Annotated in this window: 20 protein-coding genes and 1 riboswitch; of the genes, 14 read left to right on the top strand and 6 right to left on the bottom strand. The window is 69.0% G+C overall.

Annotated elements, in window-relative coordinates; genetic code table 11:
• Window positions 1–91 precede the first annotated feature (91 nt).
• From priA to dgoD, 4 genes are all read left to right on the top strand, one after another.
• Window positions 92–2122, top strand: a complete 2031-nt coding sequence (priA, locus tag IT306_12425) for a primosomal protein N' (GenBank protein MCC7369225.1) — start codon at window positions 92–94, stop codon at window positions 2120–2122.
• Window positions 2119–2748 carry a bifunctional adenosylcobinamide kinase/adenosylcobinamide-phosphate guanylyltransferase gene (locus IT306_12430; protein MCC7369226.1) on the top strand — a complete coding sequence of 210 codons (630 nt, stop codon included), beginning with the start codon at window positions 2119–2121 and terminating at the stop codon, window positions 2746–2748. Before priA ends, IT306_12430 begins: the two co-directional genes overlap by 4 nt.
• A 129-nt stretch (window positions 2749–2877) precedes the next feature.
• Window positions 2878–3438: an HNH endonuclease gene (locus IT306_12435; protein ID MCC7369227.1), complete on the top strand. Its 561-nt coding sequence runs from the start codon at window positions 2878–2880 to the stop codon at window positions 3436–3438.
• 194 nt (window positions 3439–3632) lie between these two features.
• On the top strand, window positions 3633–4766 hold the full coding sequence (dgoD, locus tag IT306_12440; GenBank protein MCC7369228.1) for a galactonate dehydratase: 1134 nt from the start codon (window positions 3633–3635) through the stop codon (window positions 4764–4766).
• A gap of 7 nt (window positions 4767–4773) precedes the next feature.
• Here the strand turns inward: dgoD and IT306_12445 are convergent, their stop codons facing one another.
• A complete protein-coding gene (locus tag IT306_12445; protein ID MCC7369229.1) occupies window positions 4774–5823 on the bottom strand; it encodes a flippase-like domain-containing protein in 1050 nt (349 codons plus the stop codon).
• A gap of 168 nt (window positions 5824–5991) precedes the next feature.
• Here IT306_12445 and IT306_12450 point away from each other — a divergent pair, with 168 nt between their 5' ends.
• The 8 genes from IT306_12450 (at window position 5992) to IT306_12485 (ending at window position 14773) form a co-directional block, all read left to right on the top strand.
• Entirely contained in the window at window positions 5992–6540 is a 549-nt protein-coding gene (locus IT306_12450) for a cyclic nucleotide-binding domain-containing protein (GenBank protein ID MCC7369230.1), read from the top strand.
• Window positions 6541–6733: 193 nt separating this feature from the next.
• On the top strand, window positions 6734–7534 hold the full coding sequence (locus IT306_12455; protein MCC7369231.1) for an SGNH/GDSL hydrolase family protein: 801 nt from the start codon (window positions 6734–6736) through the stop codon (window positions 7532–7534).
• A gap of 133 nt (window positions 7535–7667) precedes the next feature.
• Window positions 7668–9050, top strand: a complete 1383-nt coding sequence (locus IT306_12460; GenBank protein MCC7369232.1) for a hypothetical protein — start codon at window positions 7668–7670, stop codon at window positions 9048–9050.
• A 169-nt stretch (window positions 9051–9219) separates the two neighbouring features.
• Entirely contained in the window at window positions 9220–11076 is a 1857-nt protein-coding gene (gene cadA / locus IT306_12465) for a cadmium-translocating P-type ATPase (protein MCC7369233.1), read from the top strand.
• A 160-nt stretch (window positions 11077–11236) separates the two neighbouring features.
• A complete protein-coding gene (locus IT306_12470; GenBank protein MCC7369234.1) occupies window positions 11237–12154 on the top strand; it encodes a hypothetical protein in 918 nt (305 codons plus the stop codon).
• A gap of 55 nt (window positions 12155–12209) precedes the next feature.
• Window positions 12210–12830, top strand: a complete 621-nt coding sequence (locus IT306_12475) for a hypothetical protein (GenBank protein MCC7369235.1) — start codon at window positions 12210–12212, stop codon at window positions 12828–12830.
• Between the two features lie 7 nt (window positions 12831–12837).
• Entirely contained in the window at window positions 12838–13956 is a 1119-nt protein-coding gene (locus IT306_12480) for an FAD:protein FMN transferase (protein MCC7369236.1), read from the top strand.
• 82 nt (window positions 13957–14038) lie between these two features.
• Entirely contained in the window at window positions 14039–14773 is a 735-nt protein-coding gene (locus IT306_12485; GenBank protein MCC7369237.1) for a ferric reductase-like transmembrane domain-containing protein, read from the top strand.
• Here IT306_12485 and IT306_12490 read toward each other — a convergent pair.
• Window positions 14770–15207, bottom strand: coding sequence for a heme-binding domain-containing protein (locus IT306_12490; protein ID MCC7369238.1), 438 nt, complete (start codon window positions 15205–15207; stop codon window positions 14770–14772). The two genes, IT306_12485 and IT306_12490, sit on opposite strands and share 4 nt — an antisense overlap.
• Window positions 15208–15391: 184 nt before the next feature.
• Here IT306_12490 and IT306_12495 point away from each other — a divergent pair, with 184 nt between their 5' ends.
• Together IT306_12495 and IT306_12500 are read left to right on the top strand one after the other, a co-directional pair.
• Complete coding sequence (locus IT306_12495; protein ID MCC7369239.1) at window positions 15392–16060, top strand: response regulator transcription factor; 669 nt, start codon at window positions 15392–15394, stop codon at window positions 16058–16060.
• On the top strand, window positions 16057–17616 hold the full coding sequence (locus IT306_12500; GenBank protein MCC7369240.1) for a HAMP domain-containing protein: 1560 nt from the start codon (window positions 16057–16059) through the stop codon (window positions 17614–17616). The genes IT306_12495 and IT306_12500 overlap by 4 nt, the downstream gene beginning before the upstream one ends.
• Here IT306_12500 and IT306_12505 read toward each other — a convergent pair.
• From IT306_12505 to IT306_12520, 4 genes are all read right to left on the bottom strand, one after another.
• Window positions 17511–19751 carry a carbohydrate binding domain-containing protein gene (locus tag IT306_12505; GenBank protein ID MCC7369241.1) on the bottom strand — a complete coding sequence of 747 codons (2241 nt, stop codon included), beginning with the start codon at window positions 19749–19751 and terminating at the stop codon, window positions 17511–17513. The genes IT306_12500 and IT306_12505 overlap by 106 nt on opposite strands.
• Window positions 19752–19823: 72 nt before the next feature.
• Window positions 19824–19908: riboswitch (cyclic di-GMP riboswitch) on the bottom strand.
• Between the two features lie 475 nt (window positions 19909–20383).
• The gene (locus tag IT306_12510) at window positions 20384–20536 is read right to left on the bottom strand and encodes a hypothetical protein (protein ID MCC7369242.1); all 153 of its coding nucleotides are present in this window, start codon (window positions 20534–20536) and stop codon (window positions 20384–20386) included.
• Window positions 20537–21211: 675 nt separating this feature from the next.
• Window positions 21212–23548 carry a xanthine dehydrogenase family protein molybdopterin-binding subunit gene (locus IT306_12515; GenBank protein MCC7369243.1) on the bottom strand — a complete coding sequence of 779 codons (2337 nt, stop codon included), beginning with the start codon at window positions 23546–23548 and terminating at the stop codon, window positions 21212–21214.
• A gap of 398 nt (window positions 23549–23946) precedes the next feature.
• Window positions 23947–24933 carry a hypothetical protein gene (locus tag IT306_12520; GenBank protein MCC7369244.1) on the bottom strand — a complete coding sequence of 329 codons (987 nt, stop codon included), beginning with the start codon at window positions 24931–24933 and terminating at the stop codon, window positions 23947–23949.
• Window positions 24934–25062: the final 129 nt, after the last annotated feature.

The raw sequence follows: 25062 nt of genomic DNA on the forward strand, positions 1-25062 counted from the left end.
AGACGCAGGCGCCGCGCTGCCGGCCCACCCGGCCGGCCACAATGACGCCCGAGGGCTGCCACAGTCAGGCTGGCAGCCGTGAGGGCAGGACGTGCGGCATGCGGAAGTAGCGCTGAGTCTGGGCGGCACGCGCGGCGCCGGCAGCCTCACTTACCGCGTGCCCGACGAGATGCCGATCCGGCCTGGCGACCTGGTCCTGGTGCCGCTGCAGAGCAGGGTGTTGCCGGGGGTCGTCGTCAGCATCGTGGGGGAGACGCCGGGCTTCCCGACGAAGCCTGTCGAGGAGCGAGTGGCCGACGATGCGTTCGTCGGGCCGCTGCAACTGACGCTGGCACGCTGGATGGCCGCGCACTACCGCGCGTCCCTGTTCGACTGTCTGGCGCTGTTTCTGCCGCCAGGGCTCGCGACGCGTCTCGCAACGGCCGCCAGGAATGGCAGCTGGAAGGCCCCAACCGCCGATCCGCTCCCCGCCGATCCGCCGAGCCTGCCGCCGACGCTGCCCGGCCCGCCGTTGACGATGCAGCAGGCCGGGGCCGCTCGGCGCATCGTGGCGGCCATCGAGGGCCGCCAGCCGAAGGCGTTCCTGCTGCACGGCGTCACCGGCAGCGGCAAGACGCACGTCTACCTGGAGGCTGTCGCGCGGACCGTCGAGCTGGGCCGGCAGGCGATTGTGCTGGTACCCGAGATCGGCCTCACGCCGGCCTTGCTGGCGCGCTTCGAGGAGCGCTTCCCTGGCCGCGTCTCGCTGCTGCACAGTCAGTTGTCGCCGGGCCAGCATCGTCGCAACTGGGAACGGGTCCGCACCGGCGACGCCGACATCGTGGTCGGGTCGCGGTCCGCGCTGTTCGCGCCGGTGCGCCGGCCCGGACTGGTGATCCTGGACGAGGAGCAGGAGCCGAGCTACCACCAGGATCACAGCCCACGGTACCACGCCCGGGAGGTGGCCCTCTGGTGGGGACAGCTGGCGAAGGCGCCGGTGGTGCTGGGCAGCGCCACGCCCGATGTCGAGTCGCACTTTCGGGCCGACCGAGGCCGGTACACGCTGCTGACGCTGCCGTCGCGGTTCCGTGAGGGCCTCCCTGCCACGCCGACTGGCCTGCCGCACGTCACCATCGTCGATCTGCGCGAGGAGCTGAAGGCTGGCAATACCGGACTCTTCAGCCGCGCGCTCGCGGCGGCGCTCGGGGAGGTTCTGGCGCGCGGCGAGCAGGCGCTCCTCTACCTGAACCGGCGGGGCGCCGCGACCTGCGTCTCCTGCCGAGATTGCGGGCACGTGCTGCTCTGCCAGCGCTGCGACATCCCGGTGGTGCTGCACAAGGCGGCGAACACCCTGGTCTGCCACCGCTGCAATCGGCGGCGCGCGATGCCAGATCGCTGCCCGAGCTGCACAGGCACACGGATTCGCTACTTCGGCGGCGGTACGCAGCGGGTCGAGCACGAGCTGGCGGCCAGATTTCCCGACGCACGCGTCGTGCGCTGGGATCGCGACTCGACCAGCCGGCGCGGCCAGGCCGAGGCGATCTGGAAGGCCTTTGGCGATGGCGAGGCTGACATCATGGTCGGCACCCAGATGATCGCCAAGGCCCTGGACTTTCCCCGCGTCACGCTGGTCGGCATGGTGCTGGCCGACGTCGGCCTGTTCCTGCCCGACTTCCGGGCCGGCGAGCGGGTCTTTCAGCTACTCTCGCAGATGGCCGGCCGCAGCGGTCGCGGGACGCTCGGCGGCCGGGCCATCGTTCAGACCTACGTCCCCGAGCACTACGTGATCCAGGCCGCCGCCGCCCACGACTACGCCGGTTTCTACGCCCAGGAGATCGAGTTTCGGCGGGCGCACGGTTATCCGCCGCTCGGCCGGCTGGTGCGGCTGCTCTTCAGCGCCTCACGTGAGGACAAGTGCCTGCGCGAGACGCGCCGGGTGCGTGAGCTGGTGGATGCGGAGATCGCCCGGCAGGGCATCGGCGACATCCAGGTGATCGGGCCGGCCCCCTGCTTTGCCGAGCGGGCGCGCGGCAAGTTCCGCTGGGCGCTGCTGTTGCGCGGCGACCGTTTCGCGCGGGTGCTCGACCGGCTGGAGCTGCCGCCCGGCTGGGCGGTGGACGTGGATCCGGTGAGCCTGCTGTGAGTGAGACCGGCCGCGTCGTGCTGGTGCTGGGCGGCGCTCGCAGCGGCAAGAGCGCGTTTGGCGAAAAGCTGGCGGCGCGTGTGGCCGGGCCGGTCTGGTACGTGGCGACGGCCGGCCCGCCCCGCCCAGACGACCCGGCGATGCAGGCGAGGATCGCCGAGCACCGGCAGCGGCGGCCGGCCGGCTGGCACACGGTCGAGGTCGTGATGACCATCGCGACGGTTCTCGAAGAGCGGACAGCCGCCACCGGCGGCGCTCTCGGTGCGGTGCTGGTGGACGATCTGGGCCTGCTGGCGACGCATCACCTGCTGGCGCTGTCCGGGGACGCCGACCCGACTCGCGAGACCGTCCGCCTGCTGGACGACATCCTCGCCGTCGAGATCGACGCCCTGATCGCGTCGCAGCGGCGCGGCGGCTGGCTGCTGATCGTCGTCTCGCCGGAGGTCGGGTCCGGCGTGATCCCGCCGACGCCGCTCGGGCGGGCATTTCAGGACGGCATCGGGCGGGCCAACCAGCGGCTCGCGGCGTACGCCGACGAGGCGTTTCTGGTGACGGCCGGGCTGCCGCTGCGCCTCAAGCCGCCCTGCGAACATCTTCGAGGACAGGATGGCTCGGCGACCCCGTAACGTGGCCGGATCAGACGCCACCACGGTTGTTGTGCAATCGCTATCCACAGTGAAAAGGCTCTGCTACAATGCCGACGGTGGACAGCGCTGTACCACTGTGATGGTCATCAGGTCGACCCGCCGCCCTTGATGGGCTGGCGGGTCTCTACGTGGAGGCTGGCGGAGGGTCGAGTGAGCTCGGTCCTGGTTCTCAATCAGAACTACGAACCGCTGAACGTCTGCAATACCCGTCGCGCGCTGGTGCTGATCGACGGCGGGAAGGCAGAAGTGCTGGAGCATGCGTTTGGCGATATTCGTACGCCGTCGCGCGCCATTCAGCGGCCGTCCGTCATCCGCCTGGTGTACATGATCAAGCGTCCGCGTCCGCGCGTGCGCCTGACCCGCCGCGAGATCTTCATGCGGGATGGATACACCTGCCAGTACTGCGGCCTGAAGTCCCGCGAGCTGACGCTCGATCACGTGATCCCGCGTCACCGGGGCGGCGCGCACACCTGGGAGAACCTCGTCAGCGCGTGCCGGTCGTGCAACCACCGCAAGGGCGGGAAGGCCCTCGAAGAGGCCCGGATGCCACTCAAGCGCCCGCCCTTCGAGCCAAAGGCGAACGCCTCGTACCTGTTCGCGCAGTACCTGGATGTCCAACGGGACTGGCAGAAGTTCATCCCGGAATGGGAGCGCGAGAAGGTCGGCTGACCTCGGGCGGCGGACGAGTCCTCGCGCCATGTCGTCGGCCTCTGGTGATGGCCTGAACATGGTGCACCGGGGACTCTACCGGGCGCTGTGTCGGTCCCAGGTGGCTCCCCGAGGCCGGCCTGACGTTGACGCGGCCGAGGCGCCGGGCTACCGTCTTCCTGGCGCGCTGATGCGTGCGGAAGGGGTGCCTGACGGTGAAGTCAACCAAGATCGAGAAGGTCGAGACGATCCTCTGGGATCGCTGGCTGCTGGTGCGGGTCTACTGCGAGGATGGGACGGTCGGGATCGGTGAGGGCGGCGTCCACGGCTGGCAGCGCCCGACTGAGACGATGGTGAAAACGTTCGAGCCGTACCTGCTCGGCAAGGATCCGTCCAAAATCGAGCACCACTATCAGTACCTGTACCGGTCGTCCCACTTCATGGGATCGGTCGTGCAGGGGGCGCTCTCGGCCGTGGATATCGCCCTCTGGGACATCAAGGGCAAGCGGCTCGGCGTCCCGATCTACGACTTGATGGGCGGCAAGACGCGGGACCGCGTCCGCTGCTACATCCACGTCAACGGCGATACGCCAGAGGCGTTGGCGAAGGACGCCAAGAAGCAGGCCGACGACGGCTTCACGGCGGTGCGGTTCGCCGCGTTCGGGCCGCGATTCTACCTGCACACGTCGTACTCGGAGTGGGCCAACAGCGCCGTCGAGCGGGTGGCCGCCGTGCGCGAGGCCGTCGGCCCGGATGTGGATATCTGCGTCGAGATTCACCGCCAGATGAACCCGGCTGAGTCCATCGCGCTGGGACGCCGGCTGGAGCAGTTCAACCCGTTCTTCTACGAAGATCCGATGCTGCCCGACAGTCCGGCCCGCATGGGCGACGTCCAGGCCCAGTGCAACATCCCGATTGCGACCGGCGAGCGGTTCACCACGATCTTCGAGTATCAGCAGCTGCTGGAGAACAAGGGCTGCTCCTACGTGCGGCCGGACCTCTGCCTCTGTGGCGGGCTGTCAGGCTCGAAGAAGGTGGCCGCGATGGCCGAGGCCCAGCACGTCAAGGTGATCCCGCACAACCCGCTCTCGCCGGTCAGCACGGCGGCCTGCGTGCAGCTTGACGCCTGTATCCCAAACTTCGCCCTTCAGGAGTACACCGGCGAGTCTGAGCCGCCGAAGAGCGATCTCCTGGTGACGCCGCTCAAGCTGGAGCGCGGCTACCTCGTCGTGCCGGAGGGGCCGGGCCTCGGCATCGAGCTGAACGAGGCCGCGCTGACCTCGCATCCGGTCAAGGACAAGGTGCTAGACACGCCCATCGGCTTCGACGGGTCGGTGCAGGACCGCTAGCTCGCAGCTACCGTGCGCCGCCGCTTCCGCGTGCCGGGAGCGGCGGCTGCGACACCGACGCCCGCACGGCCCGCACCGCCAGCGTCAGGCCGGCTGACGCCAGCTCGGCGGCGACGGATGCGAGCCGGTAGAGGACCGCGACGATGGCGGCGGCCGGGGCCGGCATCATCGTGGAGAGCAGCAGGGTCATCAGGCCCTCGCGCGCGCCCAGGCCAGCGGGTGCAAACGGTACGGCGAGGCCGGCGACGTAGCTGGCCGCCGCGATGCCGCCCATCGCCGGCAGCCAGGCGATGTCGAGGTCGTAGACGCTGCGGGCGGCCGCGTACAGCGCGCAGGCGCCGACGATCCAGACGAGCGCGTACAGGGCGACCAGCCCCAGGATGCGGCGGTAGGTGGGCAACTGGTGCGCGAGCGGCCCGCCGCCAGCGGGAGCCTTGCGAGCTACGAGCTTCAAGACGATGCCGAGCACCTTCGGGTGCAGCACCGTCAGCCCGACCGGCACCGAGAGCAGCGCGCCGACGCTCACCAGCGTCGCATACTGTTCGAGTCCCTGGCTTCGCAGGAGCAGCGGGATGCTCATGACGCTGACCAGCCCGGCCGCCAGCAGGGAGACCAGCAGCTCAAGCAGGATGCTGGTGACGCCGGCCGAGGTCGATTCGCCGCGCTCGCGCAGGAGCGCGACCCGTCCGGCCGCGTGCATCACCTTGCCCGGCAGATACTTGCCGAGATTGGTCAGCAAGTAGATGCGGAAGCCGTCGCTTGCGTCGATCGAGCCGCCCAGCCCCCAGAACAGGCCAAGCCAGACGAAGACCGTGAGGAGCGTCGCGGCGATTCGCAGCGCGATGCTGAGCGCCAGCGACGCGGGATGGAGGTCCGAGGGCAGGCTGGTGACCGAGGCGTCCCGCCAGATGGTCCACAACGCGAACGCCGCGCCAACGCCGATCGCCAGCCAGAGGAGGGTGGTCAGCAGCCGCCGGGCAACGCTCCTGGGGCGTCCCGACGACGACGTGTGCGCGGGTGGGAGCTCAACGGTGGCGGCCAGTGGCCCATCCTCCAATCGCAGTGAAGCCCGAGGGAGCCTATGGGATTCGGTCCTGTCGGTGCAACTCTGCCTACAACCAGCGGTCTGTGTGGTGTTCGCCCGCCGACGTTGCATGTCCTCCGGCGGGCGTCGGGCTGTAAGATGTCTGGGACAGAATACACAGCGGGGCCGTAGGATCGACGTATGACCGAACCGTCCGCTCCAGGCGCCGAGCATGCGCCGAACCGACCGGCGTTTCGTGCCCATCCGACGCATCGGATTCTGCCGGACGACTTGCGGCTGCGAGCGCTGTCGCTCCTTGAAGGTATCCCGCTGTTTCGCGAGGTGCCCGCGCACCATCTCCGTGAGTTGGCGCGCTTCGCGCGTTCCGAATCGTTCTCAGCCGGCGAGGTCATCGTCAAGATGGGTGACCCCGGCTCCACGCTGTACATCGTGCGGTCCGGCATGGTCAGCGTCGTGCGGGAGCAGCCCGGAGGCGGCGAGATGCCGCTGGCGAAGCTCGGGCCGGGCGAGTTCTTCGGCGAGCTCTCGATCTTCGACGGGCACACGCGCTCTGCCACCGTCACGGCTGTCGAGGAGACGGCCACCGTGACGCTTGGCCGCTACGACCTTGTACGGCTGGTGAGCGGGAACCCCCAGATCGCTCTCTCGCTGTTGAAGTCGCTGAGCATTCGCCTGCGCGACACTGACGACCGCCTGGCCCGGACCGAGGCCGTGCACCCGGCCGTGTAGGGGCACGACAAGCGCCCCCGTTCATAAAGATCGCTCCAGGACGGTCAGTGGCGATTGTTCGCCCATCAGCACCGGCCGCGACTGCGTGCGCTTCGCCGTAACCTCTCTGTGATGCTCACTGCACTGCGAACGCGGAGTTGACCTGATGTGGCAGCCAGGCTACCGCACCGCTGTTCATCCATGCGGAGACTCGGTGGTGGGTGGCTACGCGCTCGGGGCCGCCGCGCCGCCGGCCACCCACCCGCTGTTCGCGATCCGCTCGCCGAGCTCGACACTCCGCTTTCTGTTGGCGAGCGCCGGCGTCTCGGACGTGGGCGTTGGCGGGGGAACTACCTTGATCGGCAGTGAGCCGTTCGCGGAAGAGGCCGAGCTGGCCGTCTACCCTGAGCGGCTCCAAACGATGTTTGACCAGCACATCATCCGCGACGGTGACACGCTGATGCTCGAAGACGCCGGTCCGCATGGCAGCGATCCATCGTGGTACCGCGAAGCGCTGCGAACACTGGTCGCCGTCGCGGCGACCCGACCAGCGCTGACGGTGCTGCTGCTGACCACGCCGAGCGTGCCGCCGGCTCCGCTCGGCTGCCAGTGGGATGCCGTCTTCGGGGGGCAGAGCCACAACGATGCCATCCGGGCCGTCGCGGCCGAGCCGTGGTCGTGTGACGTCGTGCTGGTCGATTGGGCGGTCGCCTTCACGCCACACCATGCCTACGCTCTGGGGCAGTGGGGCATCCCGCTCGTGCATGCGGATGGCATCCATCCCAACGTCTGGGGGCAACTCCTGATGGTGCGACTGATCCTTGAGTACGGATCGTTGCTGCCTCGGATCACGACGACAGCGCCCCTCAGGGCGCTGCTCAAGGCCAACAAGCCGCTTGTCGCGTATGGCTCGCCGAACTGTACAGACCAGTGCGTAGATGACCTCGTCACGCGGATCGTGGGGGTGCCAGCACGATCGACGACGCCAAGACGACATCGCTCGGCCTGTAGCTGACGATCCAGCAACGGCCGCGCGACGCGCGCATCTGACAGCCCGTGAAACCGCTCCTATCTGGTCACAGAACCGCCGAGTGATGCCCACGTTACAGAAACGAGGTCTCATCCGGGGCTGCGTGAGGGGGCATCAGATGAACGCTCGACCGACGTCTTCGCAGGTTCTGGCGCTGGTTCTGGCGCTGCTGGTGCTTGCCGCCGGCACCGTACCGTTGGCGACGCCGGCTGCCGCCGCTGCGCCCGACGCGCAGGATGAGGCCGCCGATCTGCTCCGGGGGGCCCAGCGGGTGCAGCGCACCACCAGAGACACCCTCCGTGTGTTTGGCGGCGGCAACTCGTGCGACGGCGCGCGCTTCGTGGCGTACAAGCGCAGCAACCGCGAGCCGGACACCGTTGACCAGTGGTACGTCGTGTCGCAGCTGTGGGCGGATGCGACCCTGCTCTCGGCGGACCCGAGCCGGGTCAAGGGCGCCACCGTCCGCCAGAACAGCCGTGGCCAGCGCATCCCGGCCTGGGACGAGGACGACGCTCGCTGCCACGTGGACAAGGGCTTCGTCTTCCTGGATCGGCTGTGGGACCAGGACGATGGCGGCTACTATCCGCGCTCGAACGCCAGCGGCAACAAGGTCACGCGGCAGTCGCAGTTCGCCGACGACAACGCGCTGGCCGGGCTGGCGCTGCTGGCGGCTGCGGACGCCGCCGACGACAACTTCTCCCGCGACTACTACGTCTACGCCGCGATCCAGGAAGCCGAGTACCTGACTGAGAGCGGCCTCTGGGACGACACCTTCGGCGGTGGCTTCTGGTGGAGCACCGGCCGTGGCGACTCGGATGAAGGGAAGCCGGCCCAGAGCAACGCCCTGGCGGCCCTGTTCTTCGCACGGCTGTACGCCGTGACGGGCGACCCGACCTATCGCGATCGGGCGTTCGTGACGATCACCTGGCTCGACGGCCACCTCTTCGACAACAGCCGCAACCTCTACCGCTGGAGCGTCCGCTACCAGCGGCCCTCTGAGCGGGCCGGCGGCGAGGTCCGCAGCGACCGCTACTTCAACTACGACCAGAGCATCGCCATCGAGGCGCAGTTGCTGATCGGCACGATGGACGGCAACCCCGAGCGGGCGGCCCGCGCGAAGGCGATGGGCGAGGCGATCCACGCGGCGTTCTGGAATCGCGAGAAGGGTGGCTACAACCTTGAGGCCGGCGTCGAGCAGGTGTACACCTCGTACGCGGCCTGGACGAGCTTCGGGCACCTGGCGCTGCACGCCGTCGATGGACAGAGCAAATGGCTCCAGATGGTGCGGGCGAACGGGCTGGCCCTGGCGACGACGGCGGTGGAGGCCGACGGCGGCTACGCGCTGCGCTACTTCCGCTGCCTGGACCCGAATCTGGCGGCCTGTGCCGGCGGGAATCGCGGCAAGACCGTCGTGGACCGCACCCGCGACACGGCGGCGCAGGCCTGGGCGCAGCATCTCCAGACGGCCCTGGCCCGGCGGCTGGTAGCGCGCCGCCCCTGACCCGGCCCGTTCCAGCCCACACACTCCTGCCGCCGTTCCCTCGCACGCCTGAGGGGTGAGCCGCCGCGAACCGCATGCAGCGGGCGCGCCGAATGCCTCTTGCACATGGCGCCGATCCGTCGTAGACTGACGGAGGACTCATGTTGCATAAGTGCGATGGAAAGGCGCGGTGCAGACGATGCAAAGCGAGTCCGTGAGCCCAGGCTCACGCTGGTGGTTTGCCCTCGTTCGCGAGTTCTGGGTTCCTGGCACGGTCCTCCTGGGCATCGTCGCGTACCTCGGGCTGGACTGGGCCGGGCAGCGCACGCCGGCCGTCGCCATCGCCGTGGCGGTGACCTTGCTCGGGAGCTGGGGGCTGGTCACCGAGACGGTCACGCTGCTGCTCAAGCGCCAGTACGCGCTCGACTACATCGCCATCCTGGCCATCGCCGTGGGCATCATTGCCGGCGAGTACGTGGTGTCGGCCATCATCGCGCTGATGGTCTCTAGCGGCCGAACGCTGGAGGAGTACGGCGTCTCGCGGGCGAAGCGCTCGCTGACGGCGCTGATCTCGCGTCTGCCAGCAGACGTGCTGCTCTGGGACGGTCCCTCGCCGGAGCAGGGTGAGCCGGGCGCATCCGTCCCGATCGCCGAGGTCCAGGTTGGGCGCCTGATCTACCTGCGGAAGGGCGAGGTCATCCCGCTGGACGGCGTCCTGGAGTCGGCCTCGGGGTTGACCGACGAGTCGTCGTTGACGGGTGAGCCGTATGAGATCGAGAAGGTGGACGGCGATCCGGTCCGCAGCGGCACCGTGAACATCGGCGATCCGATCGTGGTGCGGGTGACGCGGCCTGCGGGCGACTCCATCTATGCCAGGATCGTCGAGATGGTGCAGGCGGCGCAGGACGAGAAAGCGCCGATGGTCCGGCTTGCGGATCGGTACAGCGGCGCGTTCACGGTGGTGAGCCTGTTGATCGCCGCCTTCGCTTACGTCTTTGCCGAGCAGGTCCGAGGCGTGGACGGCGTCCATGCCATGCTCTCGGTGCTGGTGGTCGCGACGCCCTGCCCGCTGATCCTGGCGACGCCCATCGCGTTGCTCGGCGGGGTCAACGCCGCCGCCCGCCGCAAGATCATCGTCAAGAACCTGAGCGCCCTGGAGACGCTGTCGAGGATCGACGCGATCATCTTCGACAAGACCGGCACCATCACGCTCGGTCGGCCACAGGTCAGCGAGGTCGTCAACCTGTCGGACCAGCCGATGCCGCGCCTGCTCGGCATCGTCGAGGCCATCGAGCGCAGCTCGCTGCATCCACTGGCGAAGGCGCTGGTGCAGTATGCGCGCGACCACGACGCGACGCCCGTCCACGCCGCCGAGGTCCGCGAGGTGATCGGGCAGGGCATCGGCGGGGTGGTCGACGGTCGCCGCTACACGATCAGCCGGGTGGTCGATCGCGGCGGCATGGCGGTCGAGTTGACGTCCGATGGCGAACGGCTGGCAGCCTTCGCCTTCGAAGATCAGTTGAAGGGCGATTCGGGCGTCACCATCGCGCGCCTGCGGCAACTCGGCATGCAGCTGCACATCTTCACGGGTGACCGTCGTGAGGCCGCCATGAAGGTGGCCGGCCAGCTTGGCAGCGACGTCGTCGTCAAGGCCGAGTGCTCGCCGGCCGACAAGCAGGCCGGTATCGAGGCGTTGCGCCGGCAGGGCAAGGTCACCGCGATGGTGGGCGACGGCATCAACGACGCGCCAGCGCTGGCGCTGGCGGATGTCGGCCTCGTGTTCAGCAATGAGGAGCAGACGGCGGCGTCGGAGGCGGCCGACATCGTCTTCCTGGGCGGCGACTTCGGCCTGGTTGGCGAGGCCGTCGCCGTCTCGAAGCGGACCGTGCACATCGCCGTACAGAGCATCCTGTGGGGTATCGGCCTGTCCATCGTCGGCATGGGGTTCGCGGCGTTCGGCTTCGTGCCGCCGATCTTCGGCGCGGCGCTGCAGGAGGCCATCGATGTCGGCGTGATCGTCAACGCCCTGCGCGCGAGTCAGGAGTAGTCCTCAACAGCCTGGACGGCGGCAGATCGGACCGGTGTTCGCAGGCGAACACCGATTTCGGTTCCGCGCTGACATTCAGGTCTGATTTACTTTTCGTGGCCAGACTGGTCTCAGCGGCGGCGTTGCAGCACGCGGCGTCGCCAGTCAGAGGGAGCAGTCCATGTCACAGCGTGCGGCCCTGCTGATCTCGCTCGCCTTGACCGTCGTGGCGCTGCTGGGCGCCGTCGGCGTGGTCGTGCGGGTCATGGGAGCCGATCCGGCAGCGGTCGAGTCGGCGGCAATGGACAATGGCGATGGCGCGGATGGCGATCTGGGGGCGCTCGTCGCCGAGGAGCTGGAGCAGCTTCAGCTCTCCAACTCAGCCCTGGCGGTGAGCTACGAGCGGATCGCCTCGCTGCTCCAGATGGTCGAGCAGCTCCAGGGGCAGAACGCCGAGCTGCGCGAGCGCGAGCGGGTCTACCAGGAACGGCTGGCCGAGGCGAATCGCCGGCTGTCCGAGGGTGGGCAGGTGGCGGTGGCCGTGCCCGCGACATCCGAGACGGCGGCCGCCGCCCCCGTCACGTCCGAAGCAGCGGTCGCCGTTGCGCCCGCCGACACTGCTCCCGCCGTTGAGGATGCAGCGGCCGGCATCAGTGCTGATGCCGAGGCCGCTGCGCCTGTGCGGGAAGCTCCGAGCGTCGTGGCGGAGCTTCCCGCGCCTCAGGTCATCGGCCCGGCCGCCCAGCCTGCGCCGTCCCGACCGGTGGTCGTGGCATCTCAGCCGCAGCCACGGCCTCAGTCACAGCCCACTGCTGCCCAGCCAGCGCCGTTCTTCGTCGCGGCAGTCGCAGCCACCGCCATGCCGGCGCCGGCTGTCCCACGGAACGTAGCCCCGACGGCCACGCCAACGCCCCGTGGCCTGACGTCCCAGGCCCGCCCGCCAGCTCAGCCCCAGCCGACCCCGCGCCCGCGCCAGAGCATCCAGTCGCTCGCGACGCAGACGACGGCCATCGTGCAGTCGGCGATCCAGTCTCGGAACAGCCGCGAGTCCTCGGAAGGACGGCGAAAGGGACGCGATGGCGACCGGGATCGCGACTAGGCCCCCACAGGCCCCACGTCGGCCTCGCCGTGCGGACGTTGCCTCGAAAGCGCTGATGCTGGCCGTCGCCGTCTCGTCCACGCTCGGCGGATGGGCGCTGCTGGCGGTGCGCGAGCGGCCTGCGCCGCCAATTGACCTCGTGACGGCTGCGCCGACGCGGGTACTGCTGCCGACCCTGGTACCGGAACCGTCGTCGCTCCTGGCGGCGTCGGTGGCGGCCGCCGAGCAGGCCCCGTCCACGCTCGACCTGCCGGCGATCCCTGAGGTTGTCGACCCGCCGACGCCCACCCTGATCCCTGAGGCCACGGCGACTCCCACGCCGACGCTCGTCCCGACCCTCGCACCGACGCAGGCTGTGCAGCCCACGGCGGCCCGTCAGGCTGCCAGCAGCGCGCCCGTCCCAAAGCCAGTGCAGCGGGCGCCGGCCACTCCGCGCGAGGCTGCCAGGCCATCAGCGCCGGTTCAGGCAGCGCCGCCGCCACTGCCGCCGGCTCCGGCTGCGCCACCACCAGCCCCGGCTGCGCCCCCGCCAACTCCGAAGCCAGCTCCACCGCCGCCCCCGCCGCCACCGCCGCCCACGCCGGTTCCGCCACCGCCAAAGCCGGCGGTAGCGCCGCCTGCGCCGAAACCCGCCCCGACGCCGAAGCCGGCCGGTCGATCGCGGTCGTCGCGCTGAGGCCGCGATGGTCAGCACCGAACGGCGCCCACTGGTGACGGCCTCGTCGGCTGGGGCGGACAGCCTCCAGGCCGAGCAACCGCCCGCCCCGATGGTCTCGGCGTTCCGCGCGATGGGCTGCGGGATGCAGCTCACCCTCGAAGCCGTAGACCAGGATCTCGGGCGGCTGCTGCTGGCCCTCGGGCGCGAGACCGTCGAGGAGATCGAGCAGTGCCTGAGCCGCTTCCGCCCCGACAGTGAGCTCTGCCGCATGAACGCGGGGGCCGGCCGCTGGCAGTCGGTCTCGCCGACGATGGCGACTATCCTGTTGGTGGCGCTCAAGGCGGCGCGGCGTACCGATGGCCTGTGTACGCCGACCGTTCTGTCAGCGCTCGAAGCGGCCGGCTACGACCGGGATTTCGCGCGGGTCAAGACCAACACAGGGCCACGGTCGGCTGGGGCAGCCGGCGATCTGGATACGGGCGATCGTGTAGGCCAGCCCGCGCCGAACAGCGCGCCCGGTCGCTCTCCGCGACCACGCGTCGTGGCGCAGCGCCGTCTGCGGCCGTCGCCGCAATGGCGAGCCAGCCGCGACTGGCAGTCAGTCCGAACTGCCGGCTTCGGTCGGCAAGTCTGGCTGCCGGCTGGCCTCCGTCTCGACCTTGCTGGCGTCGCCAAGGGCTGGACTGCCGACCGGCTTGCCGACCTCCTGGCGCTCGGCGGGCCGTGCCTTGTCGATGTGGGTGGAGACCTCGCAGCACGCGGCAGGCCGTCCGGGCAGGATGGCTGGGTGGTGGCCGTCGCGAGCCCGCACGACCCCGACGCCGACCTCGCCCTCGTCTCGCTGCGGGACGCCGGCATCGCGACCTCGGGGACGGACTACCGTCGCTGGACCCATCACGGCCGGTCACAGCACCATCTGATCGATCCGCGCACCGGCCGTCCCGCGCAAACGGACGTCGTCTCCGTCACAGTCATCGCGCCGACCACCACCGAGGCGGACGTCGAGGCGAAGGCGGCGTTGCTCCTGGGCGTTGGCGGTGGGCTGGCACGGCTGCGCGCGCAGGATCTGGCGGGCCTCGTCGTGCGGGCCGATGGGGCCGTGCTCACGACTCCCCGCTGGAGTGACTATGTCATCCCATACTGACCCAGGCCGGGTGGCGGCGTGGCCAGTCCGCGTTCCCCGCCCGTCGCTGACGCCTCGTCCTCCGCTGGCGCCACGCCCGCCATTGGCGCCACGTCCGCCGCTGGCGCCGGTCACCGATCTGGAGACGCTGGAGCCTGCCGTCACGCTCGATGCGGTGCTGCTCCTGCTCGGAGGCGCGGCGCTCGGTGGCATCCTCGCGGCGTTCATCCTGCCGGCGCTGCTGCCCGATCTCGCCGCTTCGCTGCTGGGCGAGCAGCCGAAGGCGTACTGGTATCTCAGCCGGGCGTCTGGAGTGGTGGCCTACCTGCTGCTCTGGCTGTCGTGCGTCCTCGGGCTGTCACTCACCAACCGGTTTGCGCGGCTGTGGGCGGGCGGGCCAGCCGTGGCCGATCTGCACCAGTTCGCGAGCCTCCTGGGGCTGACGCTGCTGGTGTTCCACATCGTGATCTTGCTCGGCGACCGCTACGCCAGCTACCGCGTCGATCAATTGCTCGTGCCGTTCACGGCCGTTCAGCACGAGCCGGCCTGGGTCGGTCTGGGGCAGGTGGCGGCGTACATCCTGTTCCCGCTGACGTTCAGCTTCTACGTCCGGCGGCAGATCGGCCTGCGAACCTGGCGTCTCCTGCACTTCAGCAGCTTCGCCGTGTACTGGCTGAGCGTGGCCCACGGGATCGGGGCTGGCACGGACACCGGCACGGGCGTGATGCTCGCCCTCTACATCGTGACGGCCAGCAGCATCGTGTTCCTGACTTGCTACCGGGTGCTGGTGGCGGTCGGTGGTCGGCGCGCGCAGCGGGCCGACCACCCGGCACGCTAGCGGCGGCGCGGCCGGTCGGCGGAGACGGTCGCCTGAAGTCCCCGGATCAGCGCCCGCTTCTCGTCGTCGGCAAGGCCGGCCTCGGGGTGGGTGGGGAGGTAGATCGGCATCGGCATCTTGCCCTTTTGCAGCTCCTTGGCGGCCTCGCCGGCCTCTCGCTGCGGCAGATCCCACTCCGAGAAGTTCAGCTTGGCGCGGCCCTCCGTGACGTCCCGCGCCACCAGCCAGGAGACCGGCGCAACGTAGCTATACCAGGGGTAGGTTGTCTCGTTACTATGACAGTCGAAGCAGGCCCGCGCGGCCAGTTGCCGCGTGGTTGGCGAGTCCCAGCGCGGCTCGACGCGCACGGGCGGGTTCGGCCCCGGCCGCCCGTACGGTACAAGTTGGATGGCAAGAAACACGGTGCCGAGCACGGCGATGCCGGCCAGCGACAGACGGCGAATCAGACGACCCACGTACGGAGCACTCCCCGACGGGCGGCAGTGTTGAGGAGCCACGTGGCCCCTGCCCGTCGCACGTCGCGGCGAACGGCCTGGCGTGCACCCGTCAGTCCGACCGTACGCATGCAGGCTGAATCAGACATGAATGTCGTGACGCACAGGCGGAACAGGAGCAGCCATGCGCGTGCTGGTTGCTGAGGACGAAGAGCGGCTGGCCGAGTCGCTGGGCCAGGGACTGCGGGAGCAGGGATACGCCGTGGACGTGGCGCTCACGGGCGACGATGCGCTGGCTTTTGCCGAGCTCAACCCGTACGACGCCGTGGTGCTGGACATTCAGCTGCCGGGCGTGGATGGCCTGACCATCTGCCGGCGGCTTCGTGCGCGCGGCGGGACTGCGCCCATCCTGCTGCTGACGGCTCGTGATACCACCGCCGACAAAGTGGCTGGCCTGGACAGCGGGGCCGATGACTACCTGACCAAGCCGTTCGACTTCGAGGAGCTGCTGGCCCGTATCCGGGCGCTGCTCCGGCGCGGCACGCCAGCGAAGGAGGCGCTGCTGCGGGCCGGCGACCTGACGCTCGATCCTGCCGCGCGCCTGGTTGCCCGCGCTGGCATCCCGGTCTCGGTGACACTGCGTGAGTACGCCATCCTCGAGACGCTGCTGCGGCGGCCAGGGTGGATCGTGCCACGCGATGCGATCGTCGAGAGCGTCTGGGGATACGACTTCCCGGATGAGTCGAACCTGGTCGAGGTGTACATCGGGCGGCTGCGCCGAAAGCTCGGGACGCCTTCGCCGATTCAGACGGTGCGCGGCATCGGCTACAAGATCGAGGCGAGCGGCGAATGACCTCGACTGCCGTGCCAAGACACCGGCTGCCTCGCTGGCAGCTCCATGCGCGCGCACGTCTGGCCCTCTGGTACATCGGGCTGCTGGCGGCGACGCTGCTCGGGCTGGGGCTGCTGGCGATGGTCCTGGTGGATCGGACGCTGACGGCGGCGCTGGATGCATCGTTGAATGCGCGTACGCGAACCGTCGAGCAGGCGGTTCTGCACGAGCTGGAGGAGGAGGGTCGCGAGAACGAGCGTCGGGGCAGCCACCTGATCGACGAGCTGGCGTCGCAGGCGATCGGGCTGGACGTTCTGCGCATCTGGGACGCACGCGGACGCCTGCTCGGCGGCTGGGAGGACGGCGCGCGCATCGACGCGTCTGCCGCGCGGTCACTGTCCGCGCCGACTGTCACCGGCAGCGGAGACGAGCGGCTCACGTCGGGCATGAGGGTCCGGTTGATGACGCGCCAGCTGACCTATCGGGGGCGCGCCTCGGGAACAGTACAGGTTGGCCGTTCGACAGCCGAGAACGAGCGGGTGCTTGGACAGCTCCAACTGTACGGCGTCGCTGGCACGCTCCTGGCGTTGGCGCTGGCTGGGATTGGCGGAATCTTCCTGGCGGGGCGAGCGCTCGCGCCCATCGCGCGGATGACCCGAGAGGCCGAGGCCATCGGCGCGGATGACCTCTCGCGCCGACTCGCGTTGAATCTGCCAGACGACGAGATCGGGCGGCTGGCGCGAGCATTCGACAGCATGATCGCGCGGTTGGAGGTGGCGTTTGAGCGGCAGCGTCAGTTCACGGCCGACGCATCGCACGAGCTGCGCTCGCCGCTCGGCATCATCCGCACCCAGCTCGACGTGGCGCTCTCCCGGCCGCGTACCCCGGACGAGTATGCCGATGTCCTCCGGGGTGTGCGGACCGAGCATGAGCGGCTGGCCCACCTGCTCGACCGCCTCCTGACGCTCGCCCGTGCAGATGGCCCGGGCGCGGTGACGCTGGTCCCGACTGACGTGCAGGAGCTGGTTGCCGACCTGGGCGTGAGCGTCGCACCGCAGGCCCGGGTACAGGGCGTGCGGCTCGAGGTCACCCTGGACGACGTGCCCGAGGTCAACGGCGACCCGATCTGGCTGACTCAGCTGCTGCTGAATCTGCTGGAGAACGCCCTGCGGTACACGCCGGCCGGCGGGAGCATCAGGCTGCGACTGGGCTGCGCCGGCGACGGCGTTGCGATCGAGGTTGCCGACTCCGGCGTCGGGATCTCACCGGAGCACCTGCCGCGCCTGTTCGAGCGGTTCTACCGGGCAGCGTCGTCGCGAGAGCGGGCCAGCGGTGGGGCTGGCCTCGGGCTGGCCATCTGCGCCTGGGTGGCGCGGGTCCACGGCGGCCGGCTGACAGCCGAGAGCACGGTCGGCAAGGGAACCACGATGCGGTTGTGGCTACCTGCCGCTGCCGCGCCGCGAGGCGCGCATCAGAACGCCGAGCTGCCGCCTCCGACGAGGGTGGGCCACTCGCCGCAGGCGTCGGTTGCCACCAGGCTGACGGTCGCTGGCCCGCCGCCGGACCGGCGCACGTAGAATGACGCACTGGTTGCGCCAGCGGATACGCTGACAGTGAACTGGCCGCTGCGTCCGGTCAGCCCGGTGGCGTCCACCAGCGCGTTCTGGGTCTGCGACACGCGCAGCCCGAGCAGCCGGTTGCCGGGTCCGCTGACCGAGATCGTCGCGAGGAGCCGCCCGCCGGATGCGAGGCTGGTCTGCACCTGAACCGGCGGCCTGGGCGAGCAGGACATCGGAGGAGGCGTCGGCGTCAGGGTGGAGGTGGGCAGCGGCGTCTGGCTCACGAGCGGCGTCCGGGTAGCGGTGGCCGTGCGCGTCAGGGTCGCCGTCGGCGTGGAGGTGGCGGCACTCGTCGTCGGGCTGGCAATCACCGTGCCGGTTGGCGTCGCGGTAGCGGTCGGGACGGACACGCCGAGCTGTGCCAGCACCATGTCGTCGATCCAGGCCGAGCCACCGGAGATGTCCCAGATCACGTCGAGTCGCCCGTTGACGTAATCGGCCGGGACGGTGAACGTGGTGACGACGCTGGTCCAGCCGGTCGTGCCGGTGACGTGCGGCGGCAGCTTCAGAATGGCCGTTGACGGGTTGAGCTGGGCGTAGCGCATCGTCACGCCCTGCCCCGTGACGCTGTCGGTCTTGATCCAGTACTTGAGGAGATAGGTTGCGCCGGGCGTCAGGGTGATCGCCTGCTGCGAGTAGGAGCTGCTGCTGCCGCTGACCTTGAACGAGCCGGCTCCGTCGTGGCCGGTCGTGGCGTCCCACGAGGCGTTCGGGCGGGTCTGCCAACTGGCGATGTTGCTGTCGAAGCTGTTGTTGACCACCAGGTTCGGGCCGAGGCCGGCCGGCGTCGGCGTCGGGCCGGGGACGACGGGCAGCGGCACCAGCTCGAAGATGCGGCCGTCGCCGGGGCCGAACGGGATCGGTGCGCCCAGGTCGAACAGCTCGTTGGATTCAACGTCCTTCAGGCGGCCGGAGAGCAGCGGTGAGAGCACCGAGATGTTCGTGGTGCCCGTGCAGCTTGCCGTGTTCACGACGGTTACGAACTTCCGCGAGCTGTCCGCCGAGGCCAGCGTGCTGACATATGCGCCGGCCGCGCCGGACAGGATGAACTGATCGTCGATGCGGTGCAGGCCGAGCAGGAGCGAGCGCAGCGGCGCGGTCCGTTGTGCCTGCACGCCGATCTCGTTGAACAGGGTCGGATTGTCCTTCAGGCCCGTCCAGCCCTGCTGGCTGCTGTAGATGTACCAGAAGATGCCTGTCGCGCCCTCGCCGATGGCCATCCAGTGCTGGGCGCGGACCTCGGCGGCGGTGGGCTGGCGCAGTGAATAGGCGCCGCCGCTGCCGACATTGTGGGTCTGGAGGATCAGCCAGAGCGGCTTGTTGGCCGGCCGGCTCTGGCTGAAGCGCCGAACGTAGTCCGCGAATGTGAACGTCGGGTAGCCGAAGCCGCTCATCAAGAAGTTACAGGACGGGTTGTCCGCCCCCACGGGGTAGACGTCGGAGATCATCATGTCGGGGTTGGCGGCGTCGAAGATCTGATCGCCGCGATTGATGCCGATGAGGACAGGGGCGACCGCGCGCGATGGGTCTCGCTCCTTGAACGCCTGCGTGGCGAGGGTGACCTTATCGGTATCTGCCAGGTGCGGCTCGTCCGCCGTGTTGTAGCCGACGATGCTCGAATGGGCCTTGACGGCGTCCACCAGCGGGTACACCACTGACCGCGCCTGCTCGATGGTGACGGGGACCGAGGCCGCGTACCAGTCGTCGTGCAGTTCGTGGTGCGGACCGAAGACGACCTGGAACCCCAGGCGGTCGGACACGTCGAGCATCGCGACATCGCGGATGGCCGAGTTGTTGTTGAAGAGCACCGTGTCGAGGCCGCGTGCCTGCGCCGCCAGGATCATGGTCTCGAAGGCGGTGGAGTTCCCAAAGATCATGTTGCCGTCTTCGAAGATGCCGAGCGGGAACGACGACGTGACGCTCCCGAGCGGCGCGGCCAGCGAGGCATCGCTCGGGGCCGCGAGCGCGGTGTCGGGACGGATCGGCTCGGGGGCGGCGACCGCCTGCCAGATCAGGAGGACCACCAGGAGCGCCGGCATCAGCCTGAGGGCGGCGCGACGCGCGCGGGACCACGCAGCAGTCTGACGACACATGGTGCTCTGGCTCCTGTTCGAGGACAGGCAGCGGCTACCGTGGTGGGTCGGCTGCGGCGTTGAGGCGACCACGTCGGTAGCCCGGCTGTCGTGCCCTTGCGGGGGTAGACCCGTGGCTTTGCGTCCCAGTCTTTCGGCTGGTTTGCCCTTGTCGGATGGCGTACGGGTGTGCGATGCCTGGCGAGCGGTGGAGCGTGCGTATGCTGAATAGTCGACTGGCGTGCGCCCGCACGGACAGCGATCGGCGCGCCACGAGCGGGGTCGTCGGGCCGTCGATGGAAGCGCCCGACACTAGCAACAACGCCAGGTGTGGGGTGAGAGTGACGCGCATTCTTCGAACATCAGCGCGTATGTCTGCCGAGGGCGCTTCCAAGCGTACCGTCAAACCGATCTGACGACGCTCATCGTATATCTGTACTCATCGATATGGTGATACGAGTTTATTCGGGCTACTATATATTGAGTAGTGTTCTAACTATGCCCGAGAGCAGCTCGACCCTTCGACCGACTGCCCACGCTGTGAGCCGTGCCCCGCCCGTGCCGCCCGAGGACATGGAACAGTCCCACCGAAGCGCGGTCGTGGGCAGCGCGACAGGGAGCCATCGTCGGCCATCGTCGGCGAGGGCGGCGCCTCAACTGTACGGGCCGTCTCCCAGCGTTGCTTCGATCATCGCGATGTCACGGGCGGCGTCGGCCAACGCATCAACCAACCGCATGACATCCTGGGGCAGCCGCGCCCGCAGCTCCGCGTCGATGGTCTGGTACTTCGTGATCAAGGCGAGCACGTCATGCTGGAGGTCGAGCGCCTCGGCGGGCGGGAGCGCCCGCGCGTGTGACGACGGCGAACTGGAAGACCGGCCTCCTTCGAGGAGGACGAGGCGGCGACCGGTCCGACCGTCGCTCCTGCGTCGAGCTGAGGAGCCGCCAGCGGCGTGGCTCACCATGATAGTCCCTTTCCTTGCTGCCAGGAGACGGAGTTAGCCCACGGCATTGTGGGACCGAGCCGATTGTACGATGGACGTGCGTCGGCGTCGATAGGAAAAGTCACCGGCAGAGATCGCGTTTGATGTTGCAAAACGATGTGCGTCGGCGGCACGTGATGCCGTCCGCGAGATTGATACGTTTGTGGCAGCAGGAATTCGCAGAGGTAGGGGATCTCGACCGTTCAGGTTGCGTACCCTGACGGACTACGATGTCCAATGAGCGCGCCACGGCGATGTGAGGCGAGGGCATCATGCAGCATGCCCGAGTAGAGGATACATGGTACCGGCGCGAAGACAACAGGAGTGCTCAGCCGCCCGGGCAGTTTGGATGCTGGTCGAGCCTTGCGAGATCGTCCATTGCGGACCGGGCACGCGAACAGCGCCCGCGCCGGTCAAGATGGCGCAACAGCAGCGGGGCGAGGCCGAAGCCCCGCCCCGCTGAAAGCCGAAACCGGCAACGCTGGTCTTACGCCTGGGCTATGCCTGGGCCTCCTGGATCGCGCGCCAGACTCGTGCCGAGGATGCGGGCATGTCGAAGCTCTTGACGCCGACCTGCTTGAGGGCGTCCATCACGGCGCTGCGGACGGCCGGGGTGCTGCCGATGGTTCCGGCCTCACCGATACCCTTGGCGCCGATCGGGTTGCGCGGTGAGAGCGTCTCGGTGCGGTCCAGCTCGAACATTGGCAGGGAGTGCGCCGTCGGGATGGCGTAGTCGCCAAAGGTGCTGGTGATCAACTGGCCGTCGTCGTCGTAGACGACCTCCTCGCAGAGCGCCTGCGCGGCCCCCTGTGCGATGCCGCCGTGCCGCTGGCCGTCGAGTAGGAGCGGGTTGACGACCGTGCCGCAGTCGTCCACGCAGATCATGCGGCGGAGCGTCGTGCGGCCCGTCTCCTTGTCGATGTCCACGACGGCGATGTGGACGCCGAACGGGAACGTCTCGCCGGGGGCGGTGAAGAAGCGGGTTGCCTCCAGGCCCGGCTCGTCGCCGGCCGGCACGTTGCCGCCGTAGGCTGCCGACGCAATCTCGCCGATGGTCTTCTTGCGATCCTCAGCGCCCTTGACGGCGTACCCGCCGCCAACCACTTCGATGTCGTCCGGGGAGACCTCCATCAGGTGCGCGGCGATGCGAACAGCTTTGTCGCGCACCTGATTCGACGCCAGCAACATGGCGCTGCCGCCTTGCACGACGCCACGGCTGCCACCGGTGCCGTTGCCCGCTGCGACCTGCGCGGTGTCGCCATGGATCACGATGATGTCGTCGATGTCGACGCCCATATCCTCGGAGATGATCTGCGCGAGGGTGGTCGCCGTGCCCTGGCCGTGCGGCGAGGTGCCGGTATACGCCCGGATCTTGCCGCTCGGGTCGACCCGGACGGTCGCCTGCTCCCACGGGCCAAACCCGCAGATCTCGACGTACGCCGACAGGCCGACGCCCATCAGCTTGCCCTCAGCCGCGGCCTGCTTCTGCTCGGCGCGGAGGGCCTTGTACCCACCGAACTCCAGCGCCCGGTCGAGCGCCAGCTCGTAGTCGCCGGTGTCGTAGTTTGTGCCGAACGGGGTCTTGTGAGGGAAGGCGTCCTTGCTGATGAAGTTCTTGCGGCGCACTTCGGCCGGGTCCAGTCCCAGTTGGAACGCGATCTCGTCCATCGCGCACTCGAGCAGGTAGGTCGCCTCGGGGCGGCCCGCTCCGCGATACGCACCGACGGGAGTCTTGTTGGTGTAGACGCCCTTCAGATGGTAGTAGAGGTTCGGGATGTCGTAGTTGCCGGGGATCATCACACCGGTCAGCATGCCCATGATCGGCGAGAGAAACTGGTTGTAGGCCCCGATGTCGCAGATCGCCGTGACCTTGAGTCCGAGCACCTTGCCGTCGTTCTTGACGGCCGCCTCGACGATGTCGAGCTGACCGCGGCCATGCATGGCGGCCTGGTTGCTTTCGGTTCTGGTCTCCTGGTACTTGACCGGGCGGTTGAGCTTCTTCGCCGCGATACAGGTCAGGACGGTCTCGGGCGCGCAGTCCGAGCGGTTGCCGAAGCCGCCGCCCATGTCGGGCACGATGACGCGGACCTTGTTCTCGGGGTAGCCGAGCAGCGGGGCGAGCGCACGCCGCAGACCGTGCACGCCCTGGGTGGTCTCGTAGACGGTCAGCTCGCCGGGCGTGTCTGCGCCGTCTGGACGCCAGAGCGCGATGGTGCCGCGCATCTCCATCGGCGCGGGGATCACGCGCTGGTTGTTGACGCGGATCGTCACGATCTTGTCAGCCTGGGCGAACGCCGTGTCCACATCGCCGGCGGTCTTGGTCTGGGTGTGGCCGAGGTTGGTGCCCGACGCCTCGAAGAGGAGCGGCGCGCCTGCCTCCAGGGCCTTCTCGGGGTCCACGATGGCCGGCAGCGGCTCGTAGTCGACCTCGACCAGCGCGGCAGCATCCTTGGCGGCGTAGCGCGTCTCGGCGACGACGACGGCGACGGGATCGCCGACGTAGCGAACCTTGTCGGTTGCCAGCGGGCCTCGTGCGAAATCGTTGACGTCTTCGAAAGGCTGCCAGCCGAACTCGTACGGCATCGGGCCGGTCGTCGCGCCCTCGATGTCCCTGGCCGTCAGGACGGCAACCACGCCGGGGAGCTTCAGCGCCTCGGAGGCATCGATGCCGTTGACGCGGGCATGGCCGTACGGGCTGCGCACCGCGACCATGTGCAGCATGCCAGGGAACGAGAGGTCGTCGAGGTACTGGCCGGCGCCGGTGATGAGCCGGGGATCTTCGCGCCGCTTGATTGGCTGGCCGAGCATCCGTGGGGTCTTGATCGACGTCGCCATTGAGGTTCCTTCCTCCACAGGTACGAGCCGGTCTCCGGGGGCGTGGTCAGCACGCGCGCACGGGGCAGCGGCTGAATCGGGGCGCCACACGCGAAGAGGCGGATCGGACTGGGATCGTAGCACAGCGCGGCGGGCGCGCTCGAAAGTCGTGTGACAAGTAAGCAGGAGGCCAGAAATGGCGGTGTGGCGCGCGGGGGATACCCCCTCCGACAGCATTGGCAATCTGACACAATGGGGCTTGTCGGGGCTTGAAAGCCCAATGCCGTTCAGATAGGACGCCATCCGTACCACGAGTGTCAGCGAGTTGGGCTCTGACTTCCTGACGCACGAGTCCGGCTCGCCGACGCTCGCGGTACGGAGGCGCGCTCGCCCACGCCGGGCAGGTATGTGGACGGGCGTCAGGCGAGCTTCGTCATCCGCTCCCAGTAGGAGGGGTGGCCGGGGTCGTCGAGAAAGGGCTGTGACGGGTCGTACATGCCCTCGTGGAAGCCGGTCTTCTTCGAGTCCAGCGTGATGACAAGGTCCGGCTCGCGGCTTGGGACGAAGCGACCAGCCACCAGATCGCGCAGGCGGCCCTTGCCGGCGTCGTGCGCCCAGAGGCGGCCGTCGAAGATGGCAAGCTGCCCCGACTCGACGATGATCTGCTCGACCGGCTCGTCATAACGGGCGCGGAACGTCTCAAGAATGGTGCGGATCTTCGTGGTCCGCGCGGCCTCGCGGGCGAGGTGCCCGTCCTGCACCAGCCGCTCGATCATCTCGGGCAGCGTGACTGGCAGGATGCGGAACTGGCGCGGGAGCGTCGCCACGTTCGCGAAGTACTGGTGGATGACGCCGCTCCACTGATCGAGCGTCGCCTCCTGGGCGTCGAAGTGGTAGTTCTCGCCGCCGAGGTTGTCGGTCTGGTGCGTCGACGAGTACCGCGCGTCGTCGTACTTGACGGTGCGCAGGAAGAGGTCTCCGTCGACCAGCGCCGCCTCGATCCGCCGGATCACGTCGATCAGATTCGGGGCGTGTGTGCGCACGTGGGCACGCTGCTCAGGCGAGAGCGGGCGGGCGAGATCGGTGCGCCGACCGCCGCGCAGCACGGTCAGCACCTCAGCCTGCCGCAGCGCCGCCATCTCGCGGATCACAGCCTGGCTGAGCGCACGCGGGATGCGCAGCGGCAGCGGCACGACCTTGACCATGTGGTCAAGTCCGTCCGCGTTGGCGTGCGCCAGGAACGCCGACCGATCCACCGCCCCGAGCCCCCTGTTGAGGCGTCGCCGCATTCCGGTCGCCGCGTCGTCCTCCGTCGGGAGCGCGAAGCGCTCCCCGTTCAGCTTCCGGTAGTACGGCGGGGGCTGCTCGCCCAGGTAGGCGGCGCGAGGCCGCCGCTTGTCAGTCATTCCTGTTCGTCCACGACATCACCTGGGACCAAGTGTGCCGCATAACGGGATGCTCCGGCACCCGCTGAGGGTCGAGCATCGAGACAGCACACTGCGCGTCACTCGTCGGGCGTTATCTGCAGACGTGAC

It is taken from the genome of Chloroflexota bacterium (genome assembly GCA_020850535.1).
Classification (GTDB): Bacteria; Chloroflexota; UBA6077; order UBA6077; family JACCZL01; genus JADZEM01.

What these genes read in the sequence shown, in the direction of transcription:
- IT306_12505 (MCC7369241.1), bottom strand. Translation starts at nt 19,751, where the DNA reads ATGTGTCGTCAGACTGCTGCGTGGTCCCGCGCGCGTCGCGCCGCCCTC.
- IT306_12460 (MCC7369232.1), top strand. Translation starts at nt 7,668, where the DNA reads ATGAACGCTCGACCGACGTCTTCGCAGGTTCTGGCGCTGGTTCTGGCG.
- IT306_12495 (MCC7369239.1), top strand. Translation starts at nt 15,392, where the DNA reads ATGCGCGTGCTGGTTGCTGAGGACGAAGAGCGGCTGGCCGAGTCGCTG.
- IT306_12480 (MCC7369236.1), top strand. Translation starts at nt 12,838, where the DNA reads ATGGTCAGCACCGAACGGCGCCCACTGGTGACGGCCTCGTCGGCTGGG.
- IT306_12435 (MCC7369227.1), top strand. Translation starts at nt 2,878, where the DNA reads ATGGGCTGGCGGGTCTCTACGTGGAGGCTGGCGGAGGGTCGAGTGAGC.
- IT306_12475 (MCC7369235.1), top strand. Translation starts at nt 12,210, where the DNA reads ATGCTGGCCGTCGCCGTCTCGTCCACGCTCGGCGGATGGGCGCTGCTG.
- IT306_12515 (MCC7369243.1), bottom strand. Translation starts at nt 23,548, where the DNA reads ATGGCGACGTCGATCAAGACCCCACGGATGCTCGGCCAGCCAATCAAG.
- IT306_12500 (MCC7369240.1), top strand. Translation starts at nt 16,057, where the DNA reads ATGACCTCGACTGCCGTGCCAAGACACCGGCTGCCTCGCTGGCAGCTC.
- IT306_12450 (MCC7369230.1), top strand. Translation starts at nt 5,992, where the DNA reads ATGACCGAACCGTCCGCTCCAGGCGCCGAGCATGCGCCGAACCGACCG.
- IT306_12470 (MCC7369234.1), top strand. Translation starts at nt 11,237, where the DNA reads ATGTCACAGCGTGCGGCCCTGCTGATCTCGCTCGCCTTGACCGTCGTG.
- IT306_12520 (MCC7369244.1), bottom strand. Translation starts at nt 24,933, where the DNA reads ATGACTGACAAGCGGCGGCCTCGCGCCGCCTACCTGGGCGAGCAGCCC.